At 68.2% G+C, this 21,273-nt stretch carries 22 protein-coding genes; 8 read left to right on the top strand and 14 right to left on the bottom strand.

Annotated elements, in window-relative coordinates; translation table 11 throughout:
• Positions 1 to 23 precede the first annotated feature (23 nt).
• The 5 genes from CCS01_RS04965 to CCS01_RS04945 all read right to left on the bottom strand — a co-directional run bounded on the left by CCS01_RS04965 (position 24) and on the right by CCS01_RS04945 (position 5,402).
• Complete coding sequence (locus tag CCS01_RS04965) at positions 24 to 1,166, bottom strand: thiolase C-terminal domain-containing protein (RefSeq protein ID WP_104517724.1); 1,143 nt, start codon at positions 1,164 to 1,166, stop codon at positions 24 to 26.
• Positions 1,167 to 1,170: 4 nt separating this feature from the next.
• A complete protein-coding gene (locus CCS01_RS04960; RefSeq protein WP_104517723.1) occupies positions 1,171 to 1,581 on the bottom strand; it encodes a Zn-ribbon domain-containing OB-fold protein in 411 nt (136 codons plus the stop codon).
• 404 nt (positions 1,582 to 1,985) lie between these two features.
• Entirely contained in the window at positions 1,986 to 2,861 is an 876-nt protein-coding gene (locus CCS01_RS04955) for an aldose 1-epimerase family protein (RefSeq protein WP_104517722.1), read from the bottom strand.
• Between the two features lie 2 nt (positions 2,862 to 2,863).
• A complete protein-coding gene (locus CCS01_RS04950) occupies positions 2,864 to 4,405 on the bottom strand; it encodes an aspartate ammonia-lyase (RefSeq protein WP_104517721.1) in 1,542 nt (513 codons plus the stop codon).
• 22 nt (positions 4,406 to 4,427) lie between these two features.
• Complete coding sequence (locus CCS01_RS04945; protein WP_104517720.1) at positions 4,428 to 5,402, bottom strand: NADPH:quinone oxidoreductase family protein; 975 nt, start codon at positions 5,400 to 5,402, stop codon at positions 4,428 to 4,430.
• Positions 5,403 to 5,615: 213 nt separating this feature from the next.
• Between CCS01_RS04945 and CCS01_RS04940 the strand changes: the two genes are divergently transcribed.
• The gene (locus CCS01_RS04940; RefSeq protein ID WP_158258237.1) at positions 5,616 to 6,296 is read left to right on the top strand and encodes a cyclic nucleotide-binding domain-containing protein; all 681 of its coding nucleotides are present in this window, start codon (positions 5,616 to 5,618) and stop codon (positions 6,294 to 6,296) included.
• A gap of 107 nt (positions 6,297 to 6,403) precedes the next feature.
• Here the strand turns inward: CCS01_RS04940 and CCS01_RS04935 are convergent, their stop codons facing one another.
• Positions 6,404 to 7,483: an acyl-CoA dehydrogenase family protein gene (locus CCS01_RS04935; RefSeq protein WP_104517718.1), complete on the bottom strand. Its 1,080-nt coding sequence runs from the start codon at positions 7,481 to 7,483 to the stop codon at positions 6,404 to 6,406.
• Positions 7,484 to 7,566: 83 nt separating this feature from the next.
• On the opposite strand from CCS01_RS04935, the gene CCS01_RS04930 reads away from it, so the two are divergent.
• The gene (locus tag CCS01_RS04930; RefSeq protein ID WP_104517717.1) at positions 7,567 to 8,859 is read left to right on the top strand and encodes a hydantoinase/carbamoylase family amidase; all 1,293 of its coding nucleotides are present in this window, start codon (positions 7,567 to 7,569) and stop codon (positions 8,857 to 8,859) included.
• Between the two features lie 207 nt (positions 8,860 to 9,066).
• Here the strand turns inward: CCS01_RS04930 and CCS01_RS04920 are convergent, their stop codons facing one another.
• Both CCS01_RS04920 and hisI read right to left on the bottom strand, forming a co-directional pair.
• Positions 9,067 to 10,095, bottom strand: a complete 1,029-nt coding sequence (locus CCS01_RS04920) for a CobW family GTP-binding protein (protein WP_104517715.1) — start codon at positions 10,093 to 10,095, stop codon at positions 9,067 to 9,069.
• A complete protein-coding gene (gene hisI, locus CCS01_RS04915) occupies positions 10,088 to 10,501 on the bottom strand; it encodes a phosphoribosyl-AMP cyclohydrolase (protein ID WP_104517714.1) in 414 nt (137 codons plus the stop codon). The genes CCS01_RS04920 and hisI overlap by 8 nt, the downstream gene beginning before the upstream one ends.
• A 22-nt stretch (positions 10,502 to 10,523) precedes the next feature.
• On the opposite strand from hisI, the gene CCS01_RS04910 reads away from it, so the two are divergent.
• Positions 10,524 to 11,015 carry a transcriptional repressor gene (locus CCS01_RS04910; RefSeq protein WP_104517713.1) on the top strand — a complete coding sequence of 164 codons (492 nt, stop codon included), beginning with the start codon at positions 10,524 to 10,526 and terminating at the stop codon, positions 11,013 to 11,015.
• 366 nt (positions 11,016 to 11,381) lie between these two features.
• Here CCS01_RS04910 and CCS01_RS04905 read toward each other — a convergent pair whose 3' ends face one another.
• Complete coding sequence (locus CCS01_RS04905; RefSeq protein WP_104517712.1) at positions 11,382 to 12,152, bottom strand: exodeoxyribonuclease III; 771 nt, start codon at positions 12,150 to 12,152, stop codon at positions 11,382 to 11,384.
• Positions 12,153 to 12,224: 72 nt separating this feature from the next.
• On the opposite strand from CCS01_RS04905, the gene CCS01_RS04900 reads away from it, so the two are divergent.
• Positions 12,225 to 12,854 (top strand): glutathione S-transferase family protein, encoded by a 630-nt coding sequence (locus CCS01_RS04900; protein ID WP_104517711.1) that lies wholly within the window; start codon positions 12,225 to 12,227, stop codon positions 12,852 to 12,854.
• Between the two features lie 146 nt (positions 12,855 to 13,000).
• Here the strand turns inward: CCS01_RS04900 and CCS01_RS04895 are convergent, their stop codons facing one another.
• From CCS01_RS04895 to CCS01_RS04885, 3 genes are read right to left on the bottom strand one after another with little or no spacing between them, the layout of a single operon-like run.
• Positions 13,001 to 14,128 carry an acetoin dehydrogenase dihydrolipoyllysine-residue acetyltransferase subunit gene (locus tag CCS01_RS04895; protein ID WP_104517710.1) on the bottom strand — a complete coding sequence of 376 codons (1,128 nt, stop codon included), beginning with the start codon at positions 14,126 to 14,128 and terminating at the stop codon, positions 13,001 to 13,003.
• An 11-nt stretch (positions 14,129 to 14,139) separates the two neighbouring features.
• Positions 14,140 to 15,156 carry an alpha-ketoacid dehydrogenase subunit beta gene (locus CCS01_RS04890; RefSeq protein WP_104517709.1) on the bottom strand — a complete coding sequence of 339 codons (1,017 nt, stop codon included), beginning with the start codon at positions 15,154 to 15,156 and terminating at the stop codon, positions 14,140 to 14,142.
• A gap of 15 nt (positions 15,157 to 15,171) precedes the next feature.
• Complete coding sequence (locus CCS01_RS04885) at positions 15,172 to 16,137, bottom strand: thiamine pyrophosphate-dependent dehydrogenase E1 component subunit alpha (RefSeq protein WP_104517708.1); 966 nt, start codon at positions 16,135 to 16,137, stop codon at positions 15,172 to 15,174.
• 305 nt (positions 16,138 to 16,442) lie between these two features.
• Here CCS01_RS04885 and CCS01_RS04880 point away from each other — a divergent pair, with 305 nt between their 5' ends.
• Positions 16,443 to 17,390, top strand: coding sequence for a GAF domain-containing protein (locus tag CCS01_RS04880; protein ID WP_239992003.1), 948 nt, complete (start codon positions 16,443 to 16,445; stop codon positions 17,388 to 17,390).
• Between the two features lie 393 nt (positions 17,391 to 17,783).
• On the top strand, positions 17,784 to 17,918 hold the full coding sequence (locus tag CCS01_RS35665) for a hypothetical protein (RefSeq protein ID WP_275112881.1): 135 nt from the start codon (positions 17,784 to 17,786) through the stop codon (positions 17,916 to 17,918).
• Between the two features lie 260 nt (positions 17,919 to 18,178).
• On the opposite strand, the gene CCS01_RS04875 is transcribed toward CCS01_RS35665, so the two are convergent.
• Together CCS01_RS04875 and CCS01_RS04870 are read right to left on the bottom strand one after the other, a co-directional pair.
• Entirely contained in the window at positions 18,179 to 19,597 is a 1,419-nt protein-coding gene (locus CCS01_RS04875; RefSeq protein WP_104517706.1) for an MFS transporter, read from the bottom strand.
• A 4-nt stretch (positions 19,598 to 19,601) separates the two neighbouring features.
• Positions 19,602 to 19,922 (bottom strand): hypothetical protein, encoded by a 321-nt coding sequence (locus tag CCS01_RS04870; RefSeq protein WP_104517705.1) that lies wholly within the window; start codon positions 19,920 to 19,922, stop codon positions 19,602 to 19,604.
• A 578-nt stretch (positions 19,923 to 20,500) separates the two neighbouring features.
• On the opposite strand from CCS01_RS04870, the gene CCS01_RS33485 reads away from it, so the two are divergent.
• Together CCS01_RS33485 and CCS01_RS33480 are read left to right on the top strand one after the other, a co-directional pair.
• Positions 20,501 to 20,821, top strand: a complete 321-nt coding sequence (locus CCS01_RS33485) for a hypothetical protein (RefSeq protein WP_104517704.1) — start codon at positions 20,501 to 20,503, stop codon at positions 20,819 to 20,821.
• An 82-nt stretch (positions 20,822 to 20,903) separates the two neighbouring features.
• Positions 20,904 to 21,273, top strand: a 370-nt coding sequence (locus CCS01_RS33480; protein ID WP_193540103.1) for a hypothetical protein, incomplete at its 3' end; no start/stop codon positions are given.

Genomic DNA, 21,273 nt, shown 5'->3' with positions numbered 1-21,273 from the left:
CGCGAATCCCCTTTACGAAGCCGTTATGGCACTTGGTTGCTGAAGATGATCGTGCCGGAGGCCGCGAACATCCCGCCCACGCCGTGGCAGACCGAGATCTTCGCGTCCGGAATCTGCGCCGGCGCGACGCCGCGCATCTGCCGCACGCTTTCCTGCAGCGCGTACATCCCGTACATCCCGGAATGCATATACGACAGCCCGCCGCCATTGGTATTCAATGGCAACGATCCGCCCGGCGCGGTGTTGCGGGCGGCGATGAACGCAGCGGCCTCGCCACGCGGCAGGAAACCCAGGTCCTCCAGGCCATATATCGGCAAATGCGCGAAAGCGTCGTAGATCATCAGGTGATCGACATCCTTGTGCGTGATCCCCGCCTCCTTGAACGCCGTCGGGCCGGCGACGCGGAAGGCGCGGGAGGAGGTGAAGTCCTCCATCTGGCTGACCATCGGCGTTTCCGCGCTCTCGCCGGTGCCCAGGATATACACGGGCTTCGTCGGGAAGTCCTTGGCGCGATCGGCCGAGGTCAGGATCAGCGCGCCGCCGCCGTCGGTCACCAGGCAGCACATCAGCAGCCGGAACGGATAGGCAATCATCCGGCTGTTCAGCACATCCTCGGTGGTGATCGGATTGCGGAACGTTGCCCGCGGGTTCTTCGCCGCCCACTCCCGTTGCACCACGCAGACCTGCGCGATCTGCTCCTCGGTCACGCCGTATGTCTTCATGTAGCGCAGCACCGGGATGGTGAACATGCTGGGCGGCCCCATCGGTCCGAAAGGCTGCTCGAACTGGCCGTTCAGCGATTGCGGATGCACCGTGCGCGGCGGGTTGCCGACGCGGGATTTGCCGCTTTCGCCGTGCGTGACCAGGATGGTTTTCGCCAGCCCCGCCTCGATCGCCGCCGCGGCATGGCGGACGTGGATCATGAAGCTGCATCCGCCGACAGACGTGCCGTCGATCCATGTCGGGGTGATGCCAAGGTAATGCGCCAGTTGCACCGGCGTCTCTCCGGCCGTTGCGATGCCGTCGATATCCTTCGGCTTCAGCCCGCAATCGGCCATCGCGTTCAGGGCCGCGTCGGCGTGCAGGCCAATCTGCGACAACTCGGGAATGACGCCCAGGCGGGTCGTTTCGGCAGCGCCAACCACGGCGACTGTGTTGTGTGGCATCGGGTCAGCCTTTCGCCGGACGGAACAGGGGAAGCGTGATGGTGTCAGACTGCGGCTCGAAGGTGACTTCCAGCTTCATGTCCAGCACCAGCGCCTCGGGCGTTTGCGGGCAGTCCACGATGTTGGTCATCATCCGCGGGCCTTCCGCCAGTTCCACAACCGCAATGGCATAGGGCGGCGTGAATCCGGGCACAGGGCGGTGATGGATCACGTAGCTGTACAGCGTCGCCTTGCCGCTCGCCTTGGTCACCGACACGTTCCGCGAGGCGCAGACCGGGCAGAACGGACGCGGCGGGAAATAGACCTTGCTGCAATCGCCGCAGCGCTGCAGCAGCAGCTCGTTCGCCTTGGTGCCGTCCCAGAAGTGCTGGGTCTCGGGCGTCGGCTGCGGCAGTGCGCGTCCCGGGGTGGCCATGGTTCGTTTCCTCCAGCTCGATGACCGGGATGCTATGCCGGGCGTGGCGGGCGGGCAACCGGCGGGCCAGTTGGGGGCACCGCCGTGCGCCTCGGGATGGCGCGGTGCTGATTGTTCTACCGATTTTCAACACGGAGTTAGCCAGCCGGCGCGTCGGCACCGCAATGGCCGAAAATGGGCGAGATCGGTGCCACCCCGTCATGGCCCGGCTTGTCCGGGCCACCTGTCGCGGCATAAGTGCTTGAATAGGTGGCCCGGACAAGCCGGGCCATGACGCTCGCGAACAAGCGTCCCGAAGCGTATTTTCATGGTAGGAAATCGATGGAACCACGAAGGGTCACGGAGAACGAATCGTTGCGCTTCACGCGAAACGTCATATCGGCACGGAAAACAATCCCCCGCCGTCACCGCGGCTCCAGCGTCACATGATAGCCGGCCGAGCGCCGTTCGCCCGGCGGAACCAGCATCAGCCACGGCTTCTGCATGAAGTCACCATCGAAATCACGCGGACTTGCCATGCCGTGCCACGGCTCGATGCACAGGAAATCACCGCCGGCACGCGACCACAGGCCCAACTGCGGGAAGCCCTCCCAGCCAACCGTCAGCGCCGGCCCCTCGGCCGCGGCATAGCGCACCCATCGGCTGGCCGGGTTCGGCAGGATCAGCGCATCGGCGGCAAACAGCGCCTCACGCAAGGCCAGATGCCGGCCGTCGATCGGCGACGGACGGTTCGGCTCGGTCAGCAGTCCGCCGGTGACCCCACGCAACGGCCCGGGCTCCTCGGCCTCGAACGTCAGGGCATACGCTTCCTTCGGCGTGCCCGTAACCAGCGGCCAGCGGAACGCCGGATGCGCGCCCATCGAGACCGGCAGCACCTCGTCCCCGGTATTGGTGACGACGTACTCCACCCGCAACGACGCGTCGGCGGCGAAGAACGCAACCTCGAAGCGAAAGCCGAACGGATACAACGCCCGCGTGTCTGAATCATCCATCAGCGCCAGCCGGCATCCGGTCGCGGACCGCTCGACCCAGTCAAAACGGCGATCGCGGGCGAAGCCGTGCTGGGTCAGGCGATAGCGATGGTCGTGGTACAGCAGGGTGTCGTCGCGCAGGCGGCCGACGATCGGGAACAGCACCGGCGCATGGCGCGGCCAAACCGGTTCGGCCGACCACAGGTAATCCAGGCCGCTGCCGTCGCGCAGCGTGGAAAGCTCGGCGCCGTCCGCCTTCACACAGGCCGACACGCCGTCGCTTGCGAAACAATGCCAGTCGTTGCTCATGCTCACTCGGTGTCCGTTGTTACCGCCGCCCCCGGGACGACCCGAGGCACGACGATCTTGCTGCGCGACGGGTGGGTCATTGCTTCCAGCTGCAGCAGTTCGTCCAGCTGTGCCTCTGTCAGCATCCCCTCGTCCAGCACGATCTCCGCCACCGGCCGCCGTTCCGCCAGCGCCCGCCGCGCCACCCGCGACGCCGCTTCGTAGCCCAGCGCGGGCACCAGCGCCGTCACCAGGCCGATGCTGCCGCGCACCAGGCTTTCGCAACGGTCCCGGTCCACTTCGATACCCTCGACGCAGCGCGTGCGCAACGTCTCCACCGCCGCCGTCAGCATGCGCAGCGCATTCAGGACGCAGTAGCCGATGGTGGGTTCGAAGGCGTTCAGCTGCAGCTGCCCGCCCTCGGCGCACATCGTCACCGTCTGGTCGTGGCCGATGACCAGGAACGCCACCTGGTTCACCACCTCGGGGATCACCGGGTTCACCTTGCCCGGCATGATCGACGACCCCGCCTGCACCGCCGGCAGCCGCAACTCGCCAAGGCCGGTGCGCGGCCCACTGGCAAGCAGCCGCAGGTCGTTGCAGATTTTCGACAGCTTCACCGCGATGCGCTTCAGCAGCCCGGAGAACAGCACGAACGCCCCCATGTCGGAGGTCGCCTCGATCAGGTTCAGCGCCGGCGTCAGCTGCTGGTGCGACGCGCGCGACAGTTCCTCCACCGCCAGCGCGGCATAGCGCGGATCGGCGTTGATCCCGGTGCCGATGGCCGTGGCGCCCAGGCTCATTTCCCGGAACAGGCCGCCGATTTCGCCCAGGCGCGCAACGTCCTCCTTCAGCGTGTCGTGGAACGCGTCGAACTCCTGCCCCACCGTCATCGGCACCGCGTCCTGAAGCTGGGTGCGGCCCATTTTCAGCACGTCGGCGAACTCGACGGACTTCGTCTTGAACGCGAACGCCAGGTCGTCCAGCGCCCGCGCCAGCGGCTGGATGGCGAAGATCACCGCCAGGCGCAGCGCGGTCGGGTAGGCGTCGTTGGTCGATTGCGCCATGTTCACATCGTCGATGGGGTGCAGCGCGGCATAGTGCCCGCGCGGATATCCCATCAGCTCCAGCGCGACGTTGGCGATCACCTCGTTGGCGTTCATGTTGGTGGAGGTGCCGGCGCCGCCCTGCACCGCATCGACCACGAACTGGTCGTGGAAGCGGCCTTCACAGGCGATCATCTCGCACGCCTGCTCGATCGCCGCCGCCTTGACGGGATCGAGATAGCCCAGGCGCCGGTTGGCCCGCGCCGCCGCCAGCTTCACCAGCGCCAGCGCCTTCACCAGTTCGGGAAAATGGCCGATCGGCACGCCGGTGATGGGGAAGTTCCTCACCGCCCGCTGGCTGTGGATGCCCCAGTAGGCCGCGGCGGGCACATCCGCCTCCCCCAGCAGGTCATGCTCCCGCCTGGTTGCCGCCGAGGCTCTGCGCAGCGGGCTCGCCGGTTCCTCTCCCGTCCGTTCGCCATTGACCAGCGGCGCGGGGATCGGCCTGACGTCGTTCATCCAGATACCTTCCTCCCGGCAATCAGCTCAGCAGCACCGCCTTGCCGATGACGGTGCGATCAATCACTAGGTGGAGTGCCTCGGCCGCCTGTTCCAGTTGCAAGCCATGCGAGATTCGCGGCCGCAACTTGCCCTGCCCGGCGAGCTCCAGCAGGTCACGCATGTTGGCGGCGGCCAGTGCCGGGTCCGCCTCGTTCAGCCCGCCGATGCGCACGCCGATGGCGTCGATGCCCTTGATCAGCAGGTAGTTGCTGCGGATGTTCGCCGGCCCGCCGCCCAGGAAGCCCAGGATCAGCAGCCGCCCGCCCCACGCCAGGCAGCGCAGCGACTCCTCGGTCACCGTGTCGCCGATGGGGTCGTACACGACGTCGACACCACGCCCCGCCGTCAGCGCCTTGACCGGATCCAGGAAGCCCGAGCGGTAGTCAATCGCGTGATCGGCGCCTTCCTCCAGGCAGGCGGCGCGTTTTTCCTCGGTGCTGGCGGTGGCGATCACCCGGGCGCCGAACGTCTTCGCCACCTGGATGGCGGCGATGCCGATGCCGCCGGCGGCGCCGTGCACCAGCACCCATTCGCCGGCCTTCAGCCGCCCGCGCTGCAGCAGCGCGTGATACGCAGTTGTATAGACGCCGCGGAACACACCTGCCTGGGCCATGTCCAGGCCGGCCGGCACCTTATCGCACAAGTCCGCCCTGGCGTTGCCGAGTTCGGCGAAGGCGCCCAGCGTGTGGCGCGACATCACCGCGTCGCCGACAGCGAAGCTGGTTACATCCGGACCAACCGCGACGACGTGCCCGGCGGCCTCGCTACCCGGAATGAACGGTGGTTCCGGCCGGAACTGGTACTTGCCCGCGAGCATCAGCACATCGACATACTGGACGCCGCGGGCCGCGATGCGGACCTGGATTTCGCCCCGGCCGGGCGGGGGCGGGTCCGGCACGTCGCGCAACGCCAGCGCCTCCGGCCCGCCGAACCGTTCGCATACCATTGCCTTCATGCAAGATCTCTCCTGTCCATGACAAATTGTATCATGTGCTTTGAACAGCCCGGTACCGGCGGCGCCGCGGCTTGATTGACGTCAAATCCATCCGCTACACTGCTTGGCAGAATATTACGTGAAAATGGTATGCAGTCAGCTTTTATGCCTAGTGCAGCTTTAATTTCCCAATTGTCGCCTGGCAGTTCGGCCATCCAGACCGTGGACCAGGCGTTGCGTGCGGTCCCTGCGCTGCAGGATCTGGAAGATCGGGTCATCGACCGCCTGGCCACGATCAGCGGCATCGTCGAGCACCCGGAGGGCACCGAACTCTGCCACCAGGGCCAACTCGCCGATCGGCTTTATATCGTGCTGGAAGGCCAGTTGACGGCGATCAACACCGCGCCGAACGGTGAGACGGCGGTGGTGGAGGTGATCCGGCCGGGCGAGACCCTTGGCCTGTCCACCGTACTGGCGCGCCTGCCGCGGCTGATCAGCGTGCGCACCATCACCGCCTCGCGCCTGCTGGCGATTGACGCCGAATGCCTGCTGGCCCTGTTGGCACAGGAGAGCGCGCTGGTCACCACGCTGCTGCGGGCCGAGGCGAAGGAGTTCCGCGCCTTGGTGCGCCAGGTCTGCGACCTGAAGCTGCGCACCACGGCGCAGCGGCTCGGTTGCTACCTGTTGTCGCTGACGACCGAGGAAACCGCCAACACCACCGCCCTGCGGCTGCCGTTCGACAAGCGGCTGCTGGCCGCGCGCCTCGGTTGCCGGCAGGAGAACCTGTCGCGTGCCTTCGCCGCGCTGCGCGGCTTCGGCGTCGAGACCCACGGCGCCCGGGTGATCCTGCACGACATCGCCAAGCTGCGGGATTATTCGGTGCCGGATGAAGCCTATGACGAGGCCTGGGCCTGATCGGCGCCTGACCTGGCAAGCGCCGGGCCGCGGCCGGGCGGAGCGGGGTCGTCGTCCTCTCGCCCATGTTCCCCGATCGCGGCGTCCCCGGCTGGCAAACCCTGTGATCAAGCCGCGGTGATCTCCGGCCACAGCGCGTCGGCGCCGGCCCGGGCCATGTGGCGGCCGAGCACGCGGTTCCAGGCGGCGTCGTTGCCGAACTCGTCGCGCCACGACCACAGGCGGCGCGTCAGGAAATGCAGGCTGTGCTCGAAGGTGAAGCCGATGGCGCCGTGCACCTGGTGGGCGATCGCGGTGGCGATGCCGGCGGCCTCGCCGGCCCGGGCCTTGCCGGCGGCGATGGGCAGGATGCGCGGGTCGTCGCCGAAGGCGTCCGCGGCGATGTCGGCGCCGGCCACGGCGGCGGCGGTCTGCCCGGCCAGCACCGCCAGGGCCTGCTGCACCGCCTGGAACTTGCCGATGGGGCGGCCGAACTGGACCCGCTCCTGCGCATACTGAGTCGTCATGTCCGTCAGCCGGGTCAGCGCCCCGGCGATCTGCTGCGTGCGCAGGGCGGCGCCGAGCGCCTTCAGCGTGGACGGCGTGACCGCTGTGCGGGCGGCGGCGATCGCCGGGCCGTCGAAGCGCACGGTGTCGCGCGGCTCGCGGGCGACGTTCTCGCCGGGCTCGATCGACCAGGACGATTTGCCGACGAGGGCGACCCGGGACTGGCCGTCCTGCTGCGCCAGCACCGCCAGGGCGGCGACGTCGCGCGCCCAGGGGACGCGGGTCAGCATACCGGAAATGTGAAGGGCGTCGCCGGCTCGGGCCAGGGTCAGGCTCTCGCCGTCGCGCACCGGCCCCACCGACAACGGCCCATCCGGTAACACCACCCCGGCCTTCGCCAGCAGCCATCCGGCCAGCATCGTCTCGGCCAGCGGCAGCGGCACGGCGTGCGCCCCGGCGACACGCAGCAGCGACAGCGCGTCGGGCACCGGGACGCCGAAACCGCCGGCTTCTTCCGGCACCAGGGCGCGGTGCAGCGCCGCTTCCTCCACCACCTGCCACAGCGCGCCCGGCCAGGTTCCCTGATCTGCCGCACGCTGCGTCGCGGCGTCGCAGTGTGCCTGGAACAGGCGGTCCGCGGTGTCCCGCAGCATGTCGCCGACGGAGTCGGTGGTGGTTGGCGCCTGTCCGGGCTTTGTCATTGTGTGTCCTCCCGCGCGGCTGGTGCTGGGCCGCGCCTTGGTCTCAAATACGCGGATTGCCGGTGAAGGAAAGAGGCAGGCGGATGGATGCGGCAGCGATACGGGCGGCGGTCGCGGCGCAGCGGCCGATGATCGAGGCGCTGTTCGACCGGCTCCGCCGCGACGGGCTGGATGCGCCCGGCGTCACCCGCGACCCGTACGGCGCCGGCGAGCAGCGGGCGCATGCCTCCGTCGCCCGGGTTGCCGAGACGCTGGGGCTGGAGATCGCCCTCGACGACGCCATGAACCTGTACATGATCCTCCCCGGGAAGGACCGCGGCGCGCCGGCGCTGGTCATCGGATCGCACCTGGACTCCGTGCCGCACGGCGGCAACTTCGACGGCGCCGCCGGGGTGGTGGCGGGGCTTGCGGTGGTGGCGGCGCTGAAGGCGCTCGGCCTGACGCCGCGGTGCGACATCACCGTGATGGCGGTCCGCGCCGAGGAAAGCGTCTGGTTCCAGGTTTCCTACATCGGCAGCCGCGCCAGCCTGGGCACGCTGCCGGACGGCGCCCTGGATGCCCGCCGCATCGACACCGGCCGCACGCTGGCGGAGCATATCGCCGATTGCGGCGGCAACCCCGACGCGCTGCGCGCCGGGCGCCGGCATTTCGACCCGGCCCGCATCCAAGCCTTCCTGGAACTGCATATCGAGCAGGCGCCCAGCCTGGTGGAGGCCGACCGCCCGGCGGCGATCTGCACCGGGATCCCGGGCAATTTCCGCTATCCCGACGCCCGGATCGAGGGGCGCCACGACCATGTCGGTCTGCCGCGCCGGTTCCGCCACGACGCCGCCATGGCGGGGGCGGAATTTGCCATGGCGCTGGACTCGCTGTGGGAGGAATACGACCGGACCGGCATCCCGATGGCCTGCACGTTCGGCAAATTCCACACCGACCCGGCCGCGCACGGGCTGACCGTGGTGCCGGGCGCGTTCCATTTCAGCCTGGACGTCCGCGCCTGTGATGCCGCGGTGCTGGCCGGCCTGGAGCAGACCGTCGGCCGCCTCATCGGCAGCATCGAGCAGCGGCGCGGCGTCCGCTTCCACCTTGGCCCTCGTGCCGCGGCTGCCGTCGGCGCCGTCGATCCGGACATCGCCGCCGGGCTGGCGGAAGCGGCCGGGGACCTGGCGATTCCGGTACTGTCCATCGGCTCGCCCGCATCGCATGATGCCGCGGCGTTCGCCGCGTCCGGGATAAGGATGGGCATGATCCTCGTGCGCAACGCAAACGGCAGTCATAATCCGCACGAGGCGATGGTGACCGAGGATTTCATCGACGCGCTGGGTATCCTGACCCGATGGACGGCCGATACCGCGGTATCTGGCAGTTTCCGGTAATCCGGGCCGCTGCATGGCCTCTAACAGGAAATGCCGGCTTGCAGGGCCAATGGCAGCGAGGCGAGGGGCGTCTCTCTGTCGTCATGGCCGGGACACGCCTGGCCATGACGGTGAGGCAACGGACTGGGCTGGCGCTCAGCAACCGGCTGGCGCGGGTAATGAACGGGCGGTTGGCGGTAAACAGCCGATCTGGCACCGGCGCGATGGTCAGCCTGTCCCTGCCGGCGACCTGACCGGGGCGGCATCCCGCACGGCGCGCAGCCCGTCCTCGATCACCGCGCGCGGCAGGTCGCGGGTGATGAACACCAGCCGGCTCAGGCGGGGCTCGTCCGCGGGCCAGGCGTTGAGGCATACCGGCAGGTGCAGCAGGTGCCGCACGGCGTGGATGGCAACGGGACGGTTCTGGTCGCGGAGGTGCAGGATGCCCTTGATGCGCAGCAGGCGTTCGCCGTGCGTGGCAACCAAGGTCTCCAGCCAGGCCATCAGCGCCGGGCCGTCGGGCGGCTGGTCCAGCGTGATGCAGACGGCGCCGATGCGGGCGTCGTGGCGATTGGGGTCGTGGTGGTGATGGTCGTGCGGCGGATCGCCGGCCTCCGCCGCAAGCCAGCGGCGCACGGCGGCTGGCCTGGCGGCGGGAGCGAACGGCCCGGCGCCCAGGATGAAGGCCGGATCGGCCACGCCATGGCGGATCCCGGCCACCGGCGCCACGGGGTTCAGCCGCCGCAGCCGGGCGTTCAGCGCGGACGCATCGGCCAGGTCGGTCTTGCTGACCAGGATGCGGTCCGCCACCGCGACCTGGCGCACCGCTTCCTCGTGCGCGTCAAGCTGCGCGGCGCCGTTGACCGCATCGACCACGGTGACGATGCCGTCCAGCCGGTAGGCAGCCTCCGCCACCGGATCGGTCAGCAGCGTCGCCAGGATCGGCAACGGGTCCGCCAGGCCCGTCGTCTCGATGACGATGCGGCTGATGTCGTCGCGGCGGGCGCGCGGCAGCATCTGCCGCAGCACGCGCGCCAGGTCGCCGCGCACGGTGCAGCACAGGCATCCGGTGTTCAGCAGCACAGTGTTATCGTCGAGCTTTTCCACCAGCTGATGGTCCAGGCCGATTTCGCCGAACTCGTTGACCAGGACGGCGGCGTGGGCGAGTTCGGGGCGCCGCAGCAGGTGGTTCAGCAGCGTGGTCTTGCCGGCGCCGAGGAAGCCGGTCAGCAGCGTGACCGGCGTGGTTTCAGCCATGCGTGTGGCCGTACAGCGCCTCGGGCGAGACCGCGGGCGCGACGGTTTCGGTCAGTCCGCCCTCGCCGGCGGCGCGGTAGAAGCAGGTGCGCCGGCCGGTGTGGCAGGCGACGCCGTCCTGCTGCACACGCAGCAGCAGGGTGTCGCCGTCGCAATCGACCAGCAACTGCTTCAGGTGCTGGGTCTGGCCGGAGGACTCGCCCTTGCGCCACAGCTTGTTGCGGCTGCGGCTGAAGTAGCAGACCCGGCCGGTGGCGAGGGTTTCGCGCACCGACTCGGCGTTCATCCAGGCCATCATCAGCACCTCGCCGGTGTCGTGCTGCTGGGCGATGGCGGGAACGAGGCCGTTGGCGTCGAAGCGGATGGCGGCGAGCACGGCTTCGGCTTGCGTATCGGTTTGAGTCATGGATGATATCTAGGCGCGGGGCATGCCTGTCGCCAAGGAGTACAGCATGGGGTTTTCCCCCCGGACCGAGACGTTGCTGAGCCGGGCCAGCGCCCTCTGCGAAGGACGCGGCGCCCGCCTGACCGAGCTACGCCGGCAGGTGCTGGGGCTGATCCTGGACCGGGAGGCGCCGACGGGCGCGTACGACCTGCTGGACCAGTTGCGCAGCACACGGCACGGCGCGGCGCCGCCAACAGTGTATCGGGCGTTGGAGTTCCTGCAGGAACAGGGGCTGGTGCACAAGCTGGAGCGCCTGTCCGCGTTCGTCGGCTGCCTCGCCGACGAGGACCACGACCATGCGGCGCAGTTCTTCATCTGCCGCACCTGCGGGCGGGTGACGGAACTGGAGGACGCCGAACTGGCGCACGCGCTGGAAGACGCGGCGAAGCGGCTGGGGTTCCGGCTGGGCAAGGCGACGATCGAGGCCGAGGGGCAGTGCGCGGCATGCGCCGGCACGCAAGGCGGGGTGGCCTGACGGTAAGGCGGAACCAGCCGTTCGCTGGGCCCTTGATCCTGCGGCAGTAGACTGTTGACCAAGAGCAAGCATCCGGTCCGTCATCTGCCGCGGACGCACCGGCCGCTCCGCATCACGGCGGCTACCCGGGACAAGCCCGGGCACAGGCTCCGGGCCGCCATCCACGCCTTTGCCGCGATCAGCACCGCACGGCGTGGATGGTCCGCCTTCGCGGACCATGACGGGGAGAGGACGGTGCCTTGCACCCAATGACGCGGTTATTCCCTGACAGACCCTTACCGGTGCGGGCTTCGGTCTCACAGGAGGCGGTTCAGGGGAAGCGCTCGCGCCCGAATACCGTGCCCGGGCCAACGTTTCGCCAAAGGCTCAGCGCAACGCCACCATCACCGGCACGTGGTCCGACGGTTGCGGCTGGTCCCGTTCCTGGCGGTCGGGGGCGGCCGAGACCAGGCGTTCGGCCAGGGTGGGCGAGAGCAGCGCGTGGTCGATGCGCAGGCCGATATCGCGCTGCCAGGCGCCGGCCTGGTAGTCCCAGAACGTATAGACCGGCCCGTGCGGATGCACCGCGCGCACCGCATCCGTCAGGCCCAGCCACAGCAGGCGGCGGAAGCGCTGGCGGCTTTCCGGCCGCACCAGCGCATCCGTCGGCGGCAGCGCGCCCGGTGCGAGGTCCTCATCGGCAGGGCAGACGTTGAAGTCGCCGGTAATGACCAGGGGTCGGTCATCCTCCAGCAACGCCTGCGCCCGGTCGGCCAGGCGGTCCATCCACATCAGCTTGTAGGCGAAGCCCTCGTCGCCGCGGGAATTGCCGTTCGGCAGGTAGAGGCCGATCAGGGTGATGCCGTTGGCTTCGATTTCGAGGTAGCGGGCCTGGGCGTCGTCCGCCGGCAGCCCGGGCAGGGCGCGGTGGGTGACGGTGAACGGCACGCGCGCCAGCACGGCAACGCCGTTGTAGGATTTCTGCCCGACCGCCTCGGCGGTGTAGCCCAGGCCGTGGAACGGCAGCGCCGGGAAGGCGGCGGTTTCGCACTTGATCTCCTGCAGGAACAGGATGTCGGGCTGGCAGCGTTCCAGCCAGCGGCTGACGTGGCCCTCGCGCTGGCGGATGGAGTTGATGTTCCAGGTGGCGATCTTCACCGGCTTGGGCTCCTCTTGCCGCTGCGGGGGGTTGTGGTCAGTGTGCCGGGGTCAACCGGGAAGGAAACACGCATGGCGATCGAGCTTTACACCTGGGATACGCCGAACGGCCGGAAGATCAGCGTGGCGCTGGAGGAGATGGGCCTGCCGTACACCGTGCACCCCGTCAACATCTCGAAGAACGAGCAGTTCGCGCCGGACTTCCTGCGGATCAGCCCGAACAACAAGATCCCGGCGATCATCGACCCCGACGGGCCGGGAGGGCAGCCGATCAGCGTGTTCGAGTCGGGGGCGATCCTGATCTACCTGGCGCAGAAGACGGGGAAGTTCTACCCGGCGGACCCGCGCCGGCAGGTGCCGGTGCTGGAGTGGCTGATGTGGCAGATGGGCGGATTCGGCCCGATGCCCGGGCAGGTGCACCACTTCCTGCTGGTGGAGAACCCGCAGGACCAGCGCTACGGGCTGGAGCGCTACATGAAGGAAACCCGCCGGCTGTACGGCGTGCTGGACCGCCGGCTGGACGGGCGCGCGTTCGTGGCGGACGAGGTCTCGATCGCCGATTTCGCCATCCTGGGCTGGGCCTGGCGGCACGGGCGGCACAAGGTGGACCTGGCGGATTACCCCAATGTGAAGCGCTGGTATGAGGCGATGATGGCACGCCCCGGGGTGGCGCGCGGGTTCGAAGTGGCGCTGAGTTGCTAACGAGACGGCCAAAGGGCGGCCATCCCGGATCGTCATGGCGGGCCTGCGCCCACCATGACGTTGTAGCAACGGCTGCGCCGTCAGCCCGCCCGTGTGCAGGTGTGGGACCCGCGCCTGTCATGACGGGATGACAACGACAGCGCCCCTCACATGGCCCGGGCGACGAACGCCTGGATCAGGCGGCTGACGTCGGCCGCTTTTTCCATGTGCGGCATGTGGCCCGCGCCCGGCAGCACGTGGACCGCCACGCCTGCCGGCAGGCCCTCGGCCTGTTGCGGCGGAATGATCCGGTCCTCGGCGCCCCAGATCACCTGCACCGGGATATCGCCAAGTTCGCCGAGCCGGCCGCGCAGCACCTCGCGCTGCCCGCCGGCGAAATTGGCGTTCTGGATCGCCGTCAGCGCCTCGCGTGCCCCGTCCAGGCGCTTGAAGCGCAGCAGGTCCTCCATCATGTCGCGGCTGACCAGGCCGGCGTCCACGAACAGTTTCGCCAGCACCGGCTCAAGCTGCTTGCGCCGGCTTGCGGTGATGAAGTCCTGCGTGAACGCCTCGTCGATTTCCGTCCCCAGCCCGGCCGGGCAGACCAGCGTGACCGAGGCGACATGGGCAGGCCGATCGAGCGCGGTGCGCAGCGCCACGGCGGCGCCGAGCGAATGGCCGACCAGATGCGCCTTCGGCACGTCGATGCTGTCCAGCAACCCGGCGACCGCCGCCGACAGCGTCCCCAGGTCGCCCGCGCCCACCTGCCTGCCCGAGCCGCCGTGGCCGGGCAGGTCGAGCGCGATCACCCGGTTCCGCTCCGCCAGCCCCGGCTGCACGAACAGCCAGTTGTTCAGGTCGCCGCCGAAACCATGGATCAGGACGATCGGCCGTTCCTCATGCTCTGCGCCAAGCTCGAGGTAGCGCATCGGCCGGCCGTGCACCTCCACCGTCCGCGGCTCCGGGGCGGCGGCTTCCGCCTCGGGCGCGCGGGTGGCGAATTCGGCGCGGAAACGTTCAACGAACGCATCTATCTCTGCGTCGGGAACCGCCGGATCGGCAACGACGGCGATCAGCGCGCCGACTGGCAGATCCTCCTGTTCATGCGCCACGTGGCGGCGCAGCACGCCGGCCACGGGGCTTTCATAGGCGTTGGTGATCTTCGTCGTCTCGATGTCGGCGATCTCGTCGCCGACAGCGATCTTCGTACCTTCCGGCCTGGCCCATGACGCGATCTTTCCCTCGGTCATCGACAGGCCGAACTTCGGCATCGTTATGGCAACGATTTGGTTCATTCCCGGCCCCTCTACCGGCCCTGGTGCCGCATGACCGCCCGCACGGCCGCTTCCACCCGGTCCGCGTTCGGCACGTACAGATCCTCCAGGTTGGGCGCGAACGGCACCGGCACGTGCGGTGGGCACACCATCCGGATCGGCGCCTTCAGCGCATCGAACGCCTCCTGCGCCACCAGCGCCGAGACGTCGGTCGCCATGTTGCAGCGCGGGCTCGCCTCGTCGACGATCACCAGCCGGCCGGTGTCGGCGACGCAGTCGAGGATGGTGCCGGTGTCGAGCGGCGAGGTCGTGCGCGGATCAACGACGTTGCAGCTGATGCCGTCCCTGGCCAGCCGATCGGCGGCCTCGTTGGCGACCTGGACCATGCGGCCGAACGCCACAATGGTGAGGTCGTCGCCCTCGCGCGTCAGGTTCGCCTCGCCGAAGGGGATGGTGTAGGGGTCATCCGGCACCTCCTCCTCCTGGTCGTACTGGACCTTGTTTTCGAAGAAAATGACAGGATCATCGTCGCGGATCGCCTGGATCAGCAGGCCCTTCGCCTCATAAGCCGAGCTGGGGATGACGACCTTGAGGCCAGGGATGTGGGTCACGATCGGATACAGGCACTGGCTGTGCTGGCTCGCCGCCCGGAAGCCGGCGCCGTACATCGTGCGGACCACCATCGGCGTGACCGCGTGGCCGCCGAACATGTAGCGGAACTTGGCCGCCTGGTTGAAGATCTGGTCGAAGCAGACGCCGATGAAATCGACGAACATCAGTTCCGCCACCGGCCGCAGCCCGGTCGCCGCCGCGCCGGCCGCGGCGCCGACATAGGCGCTCTCGCTCAGCGGCGTGTCCAGCACGCGCTGCCGCCCGAATTCGCCGACCAGGCCTTTCGTTACGCCCAGCACGCCACCCCAGGCATCGTCCTCGCCGGGCGATCCGGCGCCGCCGGCGACGTCCTCGCCCATGATCACCACGCGCGGATCGCGCCGCATTTCCTGCCGCAGCGCCTCGTTGATCGCCTGGCGAAAGCTCTTTCTGCTCATTGTTTCGTTTCCCCCTCAGTAGGCCACGTAAGCGTCGGTCAGCAGATCGGCCTCGGTCGGCGGCTTCGCTTTCTTGGCGTTCTGGACTGCGGATTCGATCTGGTCCGCGGCCGCGCGGTCGATCTCGTCCAGTTCCGCCGCGGGCAGCAGCGCCGCCTCGGTCACGCGGGTGCGGAAGCGCTTGAGGCAGTCCTCCTTGGCACGCAGCGCCTCGACCTCGCCGGCGCCGCGGTAGGTCATGCCGTCACCTTCGAAATGACCGTAGTAGCGCGACAGCCGCACGTGGATCATGCTGGGGCCGCCGCCGGCGCGGGCGCGTTCGATCGCGGTGCGCGCGGCATCGTGCACGGCGAAGAAATCGAACCCGTCCACTTCCTCCGCGGGGATGCCGAAGCCGCGCGCGCGCTCGATCTGGCTGCCGGCAACGGCGTAGCTCGACGAGGTGCTTTCGGCGTAGCCGTTGTCCTCGCAGACGAAGATCGCCGGCAGGTCCCATACCTTGGCCAAGTTCAGGCTTTCCAGCGTCGTGCCCTGGTTGGAGGCGCCGTCGCCGTAGAACGCCACCGCGACGCCGCCGGTCTGCAGCACCTTCGCGGTCAGCGCGGCGCCGCAGATCAGCGGCGGTCCGCCGCCGACGATCCCGTTCGCGCCGAGCATGCCCTTGGACAAATCGGCAATGTGCATCGAGCCGCCCTTGCCGCCGCACAGCCCCTCCTTGCGCCCGTAGATCTCCTTCATCATGGCATCGGTGTCGCAGCCCTTGGCGATGCAGTGGCCATGGCCGCGGTGAGTGCTGGCGATGCTGTCCTTGTCCGTGAGATGCATGCAGACGCCGACGGCGGACGCCTCTTCGCCCGCATAGAGATGGACGAAGCCCGGGATCTCACCGGTGGCAAATTCGAGGTGCAAGCGTTCCTCGAAATCGCGGATCAGGCGCATCGTGCGATAGGCGCGCCGTAATTCCTCGTGGTTCAGCTGCATGCCCGGTTCCTCCTGCGTTTCTTGATGCACTCTCGAAGCCGGCTTGCTGGCCGGCTCCGGTGTTCGTGAGGATCGCAAAGCCGGGCGGGAGAAGAACAAGCTTGATCGAGCGATCTCGGAATTGTGATCAACCCATGATGGAAGTGTCGCAGGCTTGCGACACCCGACCATTTCGCGGCAAGGTACGGTCGGGCCGAACGAGTTGACACAATAAACAACCCAAGGTTGGCCTTGGGGCAAGTCAAGAACAGGAGGAAACGATACCGCACAACGCGCTGACCCATCACGCCGACAGGGTGCTGGCCGTGCTTGACGATGCCGCGGACCGCGATGCGGTGGCGGGTTCCTGGCGCCGGTGCCTCACCCGGCATAACCTCGATCCGGAGCGTGAATGCTCGCCGATCGTGTTGTGCAATGCGGAATTGCGCGAGGTCCGAGCAAGGACCGGCCGCATCCTGCGGGTTGCCGATCCCGAGCTTGACCGTCTGCACGGCCTGGTGGCGGCGCTCGGCTATTCCGTGCTGATGACCGATGCGCAGGGCGTGGTCATCGCCCGCCGCGTCGCGGACAGCGACGAATCCGCCTGCCGCCACTGGCGCCTGTGGACCGGCGCGGTGTGGGACGAGGCGATCGAGGGCACCAACGGCGTCGGCACCTGTCTGGCCGAGCAACGTCCGATCACCGTGCACTGCGACCAGCACTTCCGCACGCGCTACACGCGGTTGACATGCACGGTGTCGCCGCTGTTTGACGCGATGGGGCGGCTTGCGGGGGCACTCGACATCTCCGCCTATCGGCCGGATTCCACGGGGCGCATCCTGCCGCTGGCGCAGGCCGTCACGCGCGGCGCGGCCCGGCGCATCGAAGAGCACTGCTTCCGCGACGCCTACGCGAACGCCGTCATCGTCAGCCTGTCGGAGGCAGAGGAGGGGGTCTCGGTCCCGTTGCTCGCCCTGGACGCCGAGCGGCGCATCGTCGGGGCGACGCGGGCGGCGCGCGAGCGGCTGGCGATCGATGATTCCGCCCTGGCCGCCGGGGTTGGCATGCCGGATCCTTCCGGTAACGGCGGCGCGACACCGGAGGCATTCGCGAAAGCCATGCGGACGGTGCTGGCCGACGCGCTTTCGTTGACTCAGGGCAACGTCGCCGCCGCGGCCCGCTCGCTCGGCATCAGCCGCGCGACGATGCATCGGAAGATCAGGAGCCTTGGGCTGGACACGCGCCAGGCGCAGGCGTCGTCCCCATTGCCTTGAGCCGGTTGTTTCGACTTCCCGGCGGGGGCTGCGGTGCGCATCGTATAAAGCCGATGCGATCGTTACTGTAGGTTCCAAACAGGTTGCCGCGGATACCAGCATGGGCGTTGACGGCGCCAGGTCATGTGTCCTTCGTCTGCTGGCCTCGGGCGCGTCGGTATCAGGAGAGGCGGGCCCTGGAGGAGAACATGACGAACGGGGCCCGCTACCTGCGTCGTTGCGGTGTCGCTCCGGCCAGGGCCGGTGATGGTGCGCGCCTGGCCCCGCCAGTGCCGGCTGCAACGACGGCGGACGGTATCAGCGTCAACTGGAAACGTTCGTGGTTGTTCATCCTTCCGCAATTTTCAACACGGAGGAAGGCGGAGGACCAGGAAGGGCCACGAAGACCGGACCATGCTGGCCTATCGGGCTCTGACCAACCGCATTGCCGGGCTGGCTATCGCGTTGCATTGCACGATCGGTCCGGATCTGCTTGCATCCGTCCATGCCGCATGCCTGAAGGACGGCCTTCGGCGCTTCGTTGTCTGACTCGTTCACACCCTCCGTGGCCCTTGGCAGTCCTTCGTCTTCCTCCGTGTTAATAGTGGTAGTCAATCCAGGTTGCGCCGCCGCCATCGGCCCCAGGATGATCGTGCTGCTCGCCGCAAATGCGATCCCGCACGGCCGTGACGGAACGTGCTTTGCCGCTCGGCCAAGGTCCGCAAGGCCAGGGGAATGGGGGCTGGACCTCCGGCCAGCAGTCATAGTCTTCCAGTAATGTCCGCTATCGTTGCTTCCGCACCAACCCTTCACCCGCTGCTCGACAGCGGCGCCGCCACATCCTCCAGCGATTTCCCGGCCGCCTCCACGCCCAGAAATACCTCGCACACCGCCGCGCCGATCATCAGGATCGCCGCGCCGGCATAGCCGCCCGCCACCGCCCACTGGCTGCCGGAGCCAATCAGGAAGCCGAACAGGAACGGCGCGGTGACGCCGCCGATCAGCGTGCCCAGGGCATAGAACAGCGCGATCGCCATCGCCCGCGTCTCCAGCGGAAAGATCTCGCTGGCCGTCAGGTAGGCCGAGCTCGCGGCGGCCGAGGCGACGAAGAAGATCGCCATCCAGCAGAAGGTCTGCGTCCACGCCGTCAGGACGTCCAGGCCGAACAGCACCGACACGGCGACCAGCAGCGCCCCGGCCAACCCGTAGGTGCCGGCAATCATTTTCTTCCGCCCGATCGTGTCGAACAGGTGCCCCAGCAGCACGGGGCCGAGGAAATTGCCCACCGCCAGCGGCAGGATGAACAGGCCCGCCCGCGTTTCCTGCACATGATAGAAGTTCGTCAACACCAGTCCGTAGGTGAAGAACACCGCGTTGAACAGGAACGCCTGCGCCACCATCAGCGACAGCGCCAGGACGCTGCGGCCGCGGTTCTTCCCCAGCATCGCGCGCAGGATCAGGCCGAAGCCGAACACCTTGCGCGGATGCACCGTCAGCGTGCCCTTCGGCGGCGGCAGTTGCTTGCCGACCTTGTGCTCGATATCGCTGGTGGTGCGTTTCGCCTCGTCGTCGCGGCCGTGCGTCACCTGCCAGCGCGGGCTTTCCGGCACGTAGCGGCGGAGATACAGGATCACGCTGCCAAGCACCGCGCCGATGCCGAAGCCCAGCCGCCAGCCGATGTCGACGCCGACGAACCGCCCAGACAGCAGCAGCAAGGAGGCCGCGGCGCCGGCGGCGGCGCCCAACCAGTAGCTGCCGTTGACGATCAGGTCGACACGCCCGCGCAGCCGGGCTGGGATCAGTTCGTCGATGGCCGAGTTGATTGCGGCATACTCGCCACCGATGCCAAGCCCGGTGACGACCCGGAAGGCCGCGAAGCTCCAGAAGTTCCACGCGAAGGCGGTGCACAGCACGCCGGCGAGGTAGATGCCCAGGGTGACGTTGAAGATCAGCCGCCGCCCGAACCGGTCGGTCAGCCAGCCGAACACCAGCGCCCCGGCCACCGCGCCGGCGACATAGCAGCCGGCGATGGCGCCGATGTCCTGGTCCGTCAGCCCCAGTGTGCGGTGGTCCTTCAGGATCGGCCCGATCGAGCCGACGATGGTGACCTCCAGACCGTCCAGGATCCAGGTGACGCCCAGGGCGACGACGACCAGGACATGGAACCGGCTCCATGGCAGCCGATCGAGCCGGGCCGGGATGTCGGTGGTGATTTCCCCCGTTGTCATTGCATCACCTGTCCTCGATGGTGGAAATCTGACGGCCCGCTTGAGCCGCGTCGCGCGCCGGCCCCAGGCGGATCGGCCCGTGCCGGCGGGCGGCGGCCCTGATGCCCTGCTGCGCCAGACACAGGTGGTGCACGCGCTGCCGGTTGAGGTCGCCGTTTTCGTAAGCGACCACCGGCACGTCATGGACCCGGCGCCCCTTCAGCCACGACGCCGCGACGAGCATCATGACGGCGCGGCCAACCCGCTCGGCGCGGTACCAGCGGGTTTCGAAGGTCGGACTGAAGCCGGCTTCGAACTCCTGGTCGATGGTGTCGGCGCCGCGCATGGCCTGCTCCTGATCAGTGCTGCGGAACAGCGCGGCAAGGTCGCACCGGTTGCGGTGGGAAGCAGTCAGGTCTACGTGGCCGCTTGTGGCCCGGCGGCCAGCGCCGTGTCTGATGGCGAGTCGTCGGAGCGGCCGGCACGACGCGGCGGCGGCTGATTCCACGCCGCCTGCCGGGCATTGACGCGCCCTGGCAGCCATGCTGATAAGGCAACTGTCCCGTGTGTATAATGATAGGCGGGTCTGCTCGAATCGATTTCTGGTATCGGGCGTGCTGCATTTCCCGGGCGCTGCGTCACGATGCGTCGCAACGAGAGAGCGTGCTCTGGCGGTGTACGTATCGCGGATAGCGGGTGTGTATATACAGGATACAGGCTTGAGTAGAAGATCCCTTTATGCACCTGATTGGCTTTTCTGGCTGAGAAGGCGGTGAAAGTTCGCGCGGAAACAATAAAGAGACGACTGAGACGTTGGCTGTGCAACGTCATCTTGCCGGTTTGCAGAGCAGGCAATCCCGGCTAGACTAAGGGCCGCAATTCTATCGTGTTTCAAAAAGCTTGCGAGACGGGGATACTCTCTCATTGCACAATTCCGAACTCGATCGGATCGAGGCCTCTATCAAGTCGCTCGTGCAACGCGCCTATGACCTCGGCCGGATCGATACGCTGAGGAAAGTCGTTGAGGAGCTGAACGCTCTCGATACGTCCGCCCGGTTCTCGGCTGACGTGCCGCCGGCTGGGATCGATGGGGCGGCCGAAACCGGGACGGTGGCGATGACGGAGACGGCGCCGCTGGCCGAGGCCGAGCTTGTGGCCGAAGCGGCGCCGGCGCCTGCGCCGGAGCCTGTGTTCGAACCTTTGTCCAGGCCGGCGAAACCGTGGTGGGCCCGGTTGGGCCGGTAATCACTGCCCACAGTCTCGCGCGGCGCGTCGTGTCGCCTCTGACGGGTACTGAGGGGCGGAAGCGACGACACAGGAGTGGAATATGACGTTGGCTGAACGAGTGAACGACCTGAACCGCTGGTATGAGGCCCTGCCCGAATCCCGGCGTATTCTGGTTTACCCTGCGGTTCTGGTGGCTGCCGGTGTGATCGACACGCACCGGACCGGCGCGCCGTTTGGCATGGTGTTCCTGGCGGCCCTGGTGCTGCTGTTCGCCCTGCGCAGGTCCTACATCGCCGGTTGGTTCAAGCAGTCGGCCGCCGCCGGTCCGGCTGGCGCGCTGGAGCACCAGCGCACGGTCGAGCCGCCTGCCGCCAAGGCGCCGGCGGCTAAGGAACCGCCGCCTGCGGCACCGGCGGCGAAGCCGGAGCCCGCCGCGGAGGCGGCCCGGCCGCAGCCGGTCCCGCCGCCGG

Origin of the sequence: Rhodopila globiformis (genome assembly GCF_002937115.1) — a bacterium.
Classification (GTDB): domain Bacteria; phylum Pseudomonadota; class Alphaproteobacteria; order Acetobacterales; family Acetobacteraceae; genus Rhodopila; species Rhodopila globiformis.
Note: the sequence above shows the minus strand (reverse complement) of the source record. Positions and strands in the feature narration are given on the sequence as shown.

What these genes read in the sequence shown, in the direction of transcription:
- CCS01_RS04965 (WP_104517724.1), bottom strand. Translation starts at nt 1,166, where the DNA reads ATGCCACACAACACAGTCGCCGTGGTTGGCGCTGCCGAAACGACCCGC.
- CCS01_RS04960 (WP_104517723.1), bottom strand. Translation starts at nt 1,581, where the DNA reads ATGGCCACCCCGGGACGCGCACTGCCGCAGCCGACGCCCGAGACCCAG.
- CCS01_RS04955 (WP_104517722.1), bottom strand. Translation starts at nt 2,861, where the DNA reads ATGAGCAACGACTGGCATTGTTTCGCAAGCGACGGCGTGTCGGCCTGT.
- CCS01_RS04950 (WP_104517721.1), bottom strand. Translation starts at nt 4,405, where the DNA reads ATGAACGACGTCAGGCCGATCCCCGCGCCGCTGGTCAATGGCGAACGG.
- CCS01_RS04945 (WP_104517720.1), bottom strand. Translation starts at nt 5,402, where the DNA reads ATGAAGGCAATGGTATGCGAACGGTTCGGCGGGCCGGAGGCGCTGGCG.
- CCS01_RS04935 (WP_104517718.1), bottom strand. Translation starts at nt 7,483, where the DNA reads ATGACAAAGCCCGGACAGGCGCCAACCACCACCGACTCCGTCGGCGAC.
- CCS01_RS04930 (WP_104517717.1), top strand. Translation starts at nt 7,567, where the DNA reads ATGGATGCGGCAGCGATACGGGCGGCGGTCGCGGCGCAGCGGCCGATG.
- CCS01_RS04920 (WP_104517715.1), bottom strand. Translation starts at nt 10,095, where the DNA reads ATGGCTGAAACCACGCCGGTCACGCTGCTGACCGGCTTCCTCGGCGCC.
- hisI (WP_104517714.1), bottom strand. Translation starts at nt 10,501, where the DNA reads ATGACTCAAACCGATACGCAAGCCGAAGCCGTGCTCGCCGCCATCCGC.
- CCS01_RS04910 (WP_104517713.1), top strand. Translation starts at nt 10,524, where the DNA reads ATGCCTGTCGCCAAGGAGTACAGCATGGGGTTTTCCCCCCGGACCGAG.
- CCS01_RS04900 (WP_104517711.1), top strand. Translation starts at nt 12,225, where the DNA reads ATGGCGATCGAGCTTTACACCTGGGATACGCCGAACGGCCGGAAGATC.
- CCS01_RS04895 (WP_104517710.1), bottom strand. Translation starts at nt 14,128, where the DNA reads ATGAACCAAATCGTTGCCATAACGATGCCGAAGTTCGGCCTGTCGATG.
- CCS01_RS04890 (WP_104517709.1), bottom strand. Translation starts at nt 15,156, where the DNA reads ATGAGCAGAAAGAGCTTTCGCCAGGCGATCAACGAGGCGCTGCGGCAG.
- CCS01_RS04885 (WP_104517708.1), bottom strand. Translation starts at nt 16,137, where the DNA reads ATGCAGCTGAACCACGAGGAATTACGGCGCGCCTATCGCACGATGCGC.
- CCS01_RS35665 (WP_275112881.1), top strand. Translation starts at nt 17,784, where the DNA reads ATGCTGGCCTATCGGGCTCTGACCAACCGCATTGCCGGGCTGGCTATC.
- CCS01_RS04875 (WP_104517706.1), bottom strand. Translation starts at nt 19,597, where the DNA reads ATGACAACGGGGGAAATCACCACCGACATCCCGGCCCGGCTCGATCGG.
- CCS01_RS04870 (WP_104517705.1), bottom strand. Translation starts at nt 19,922, where the DNA reads ATGCGCGGCGCCGACACCATCGACCAGGAGTTCGAAGCCGGCTTCAGT.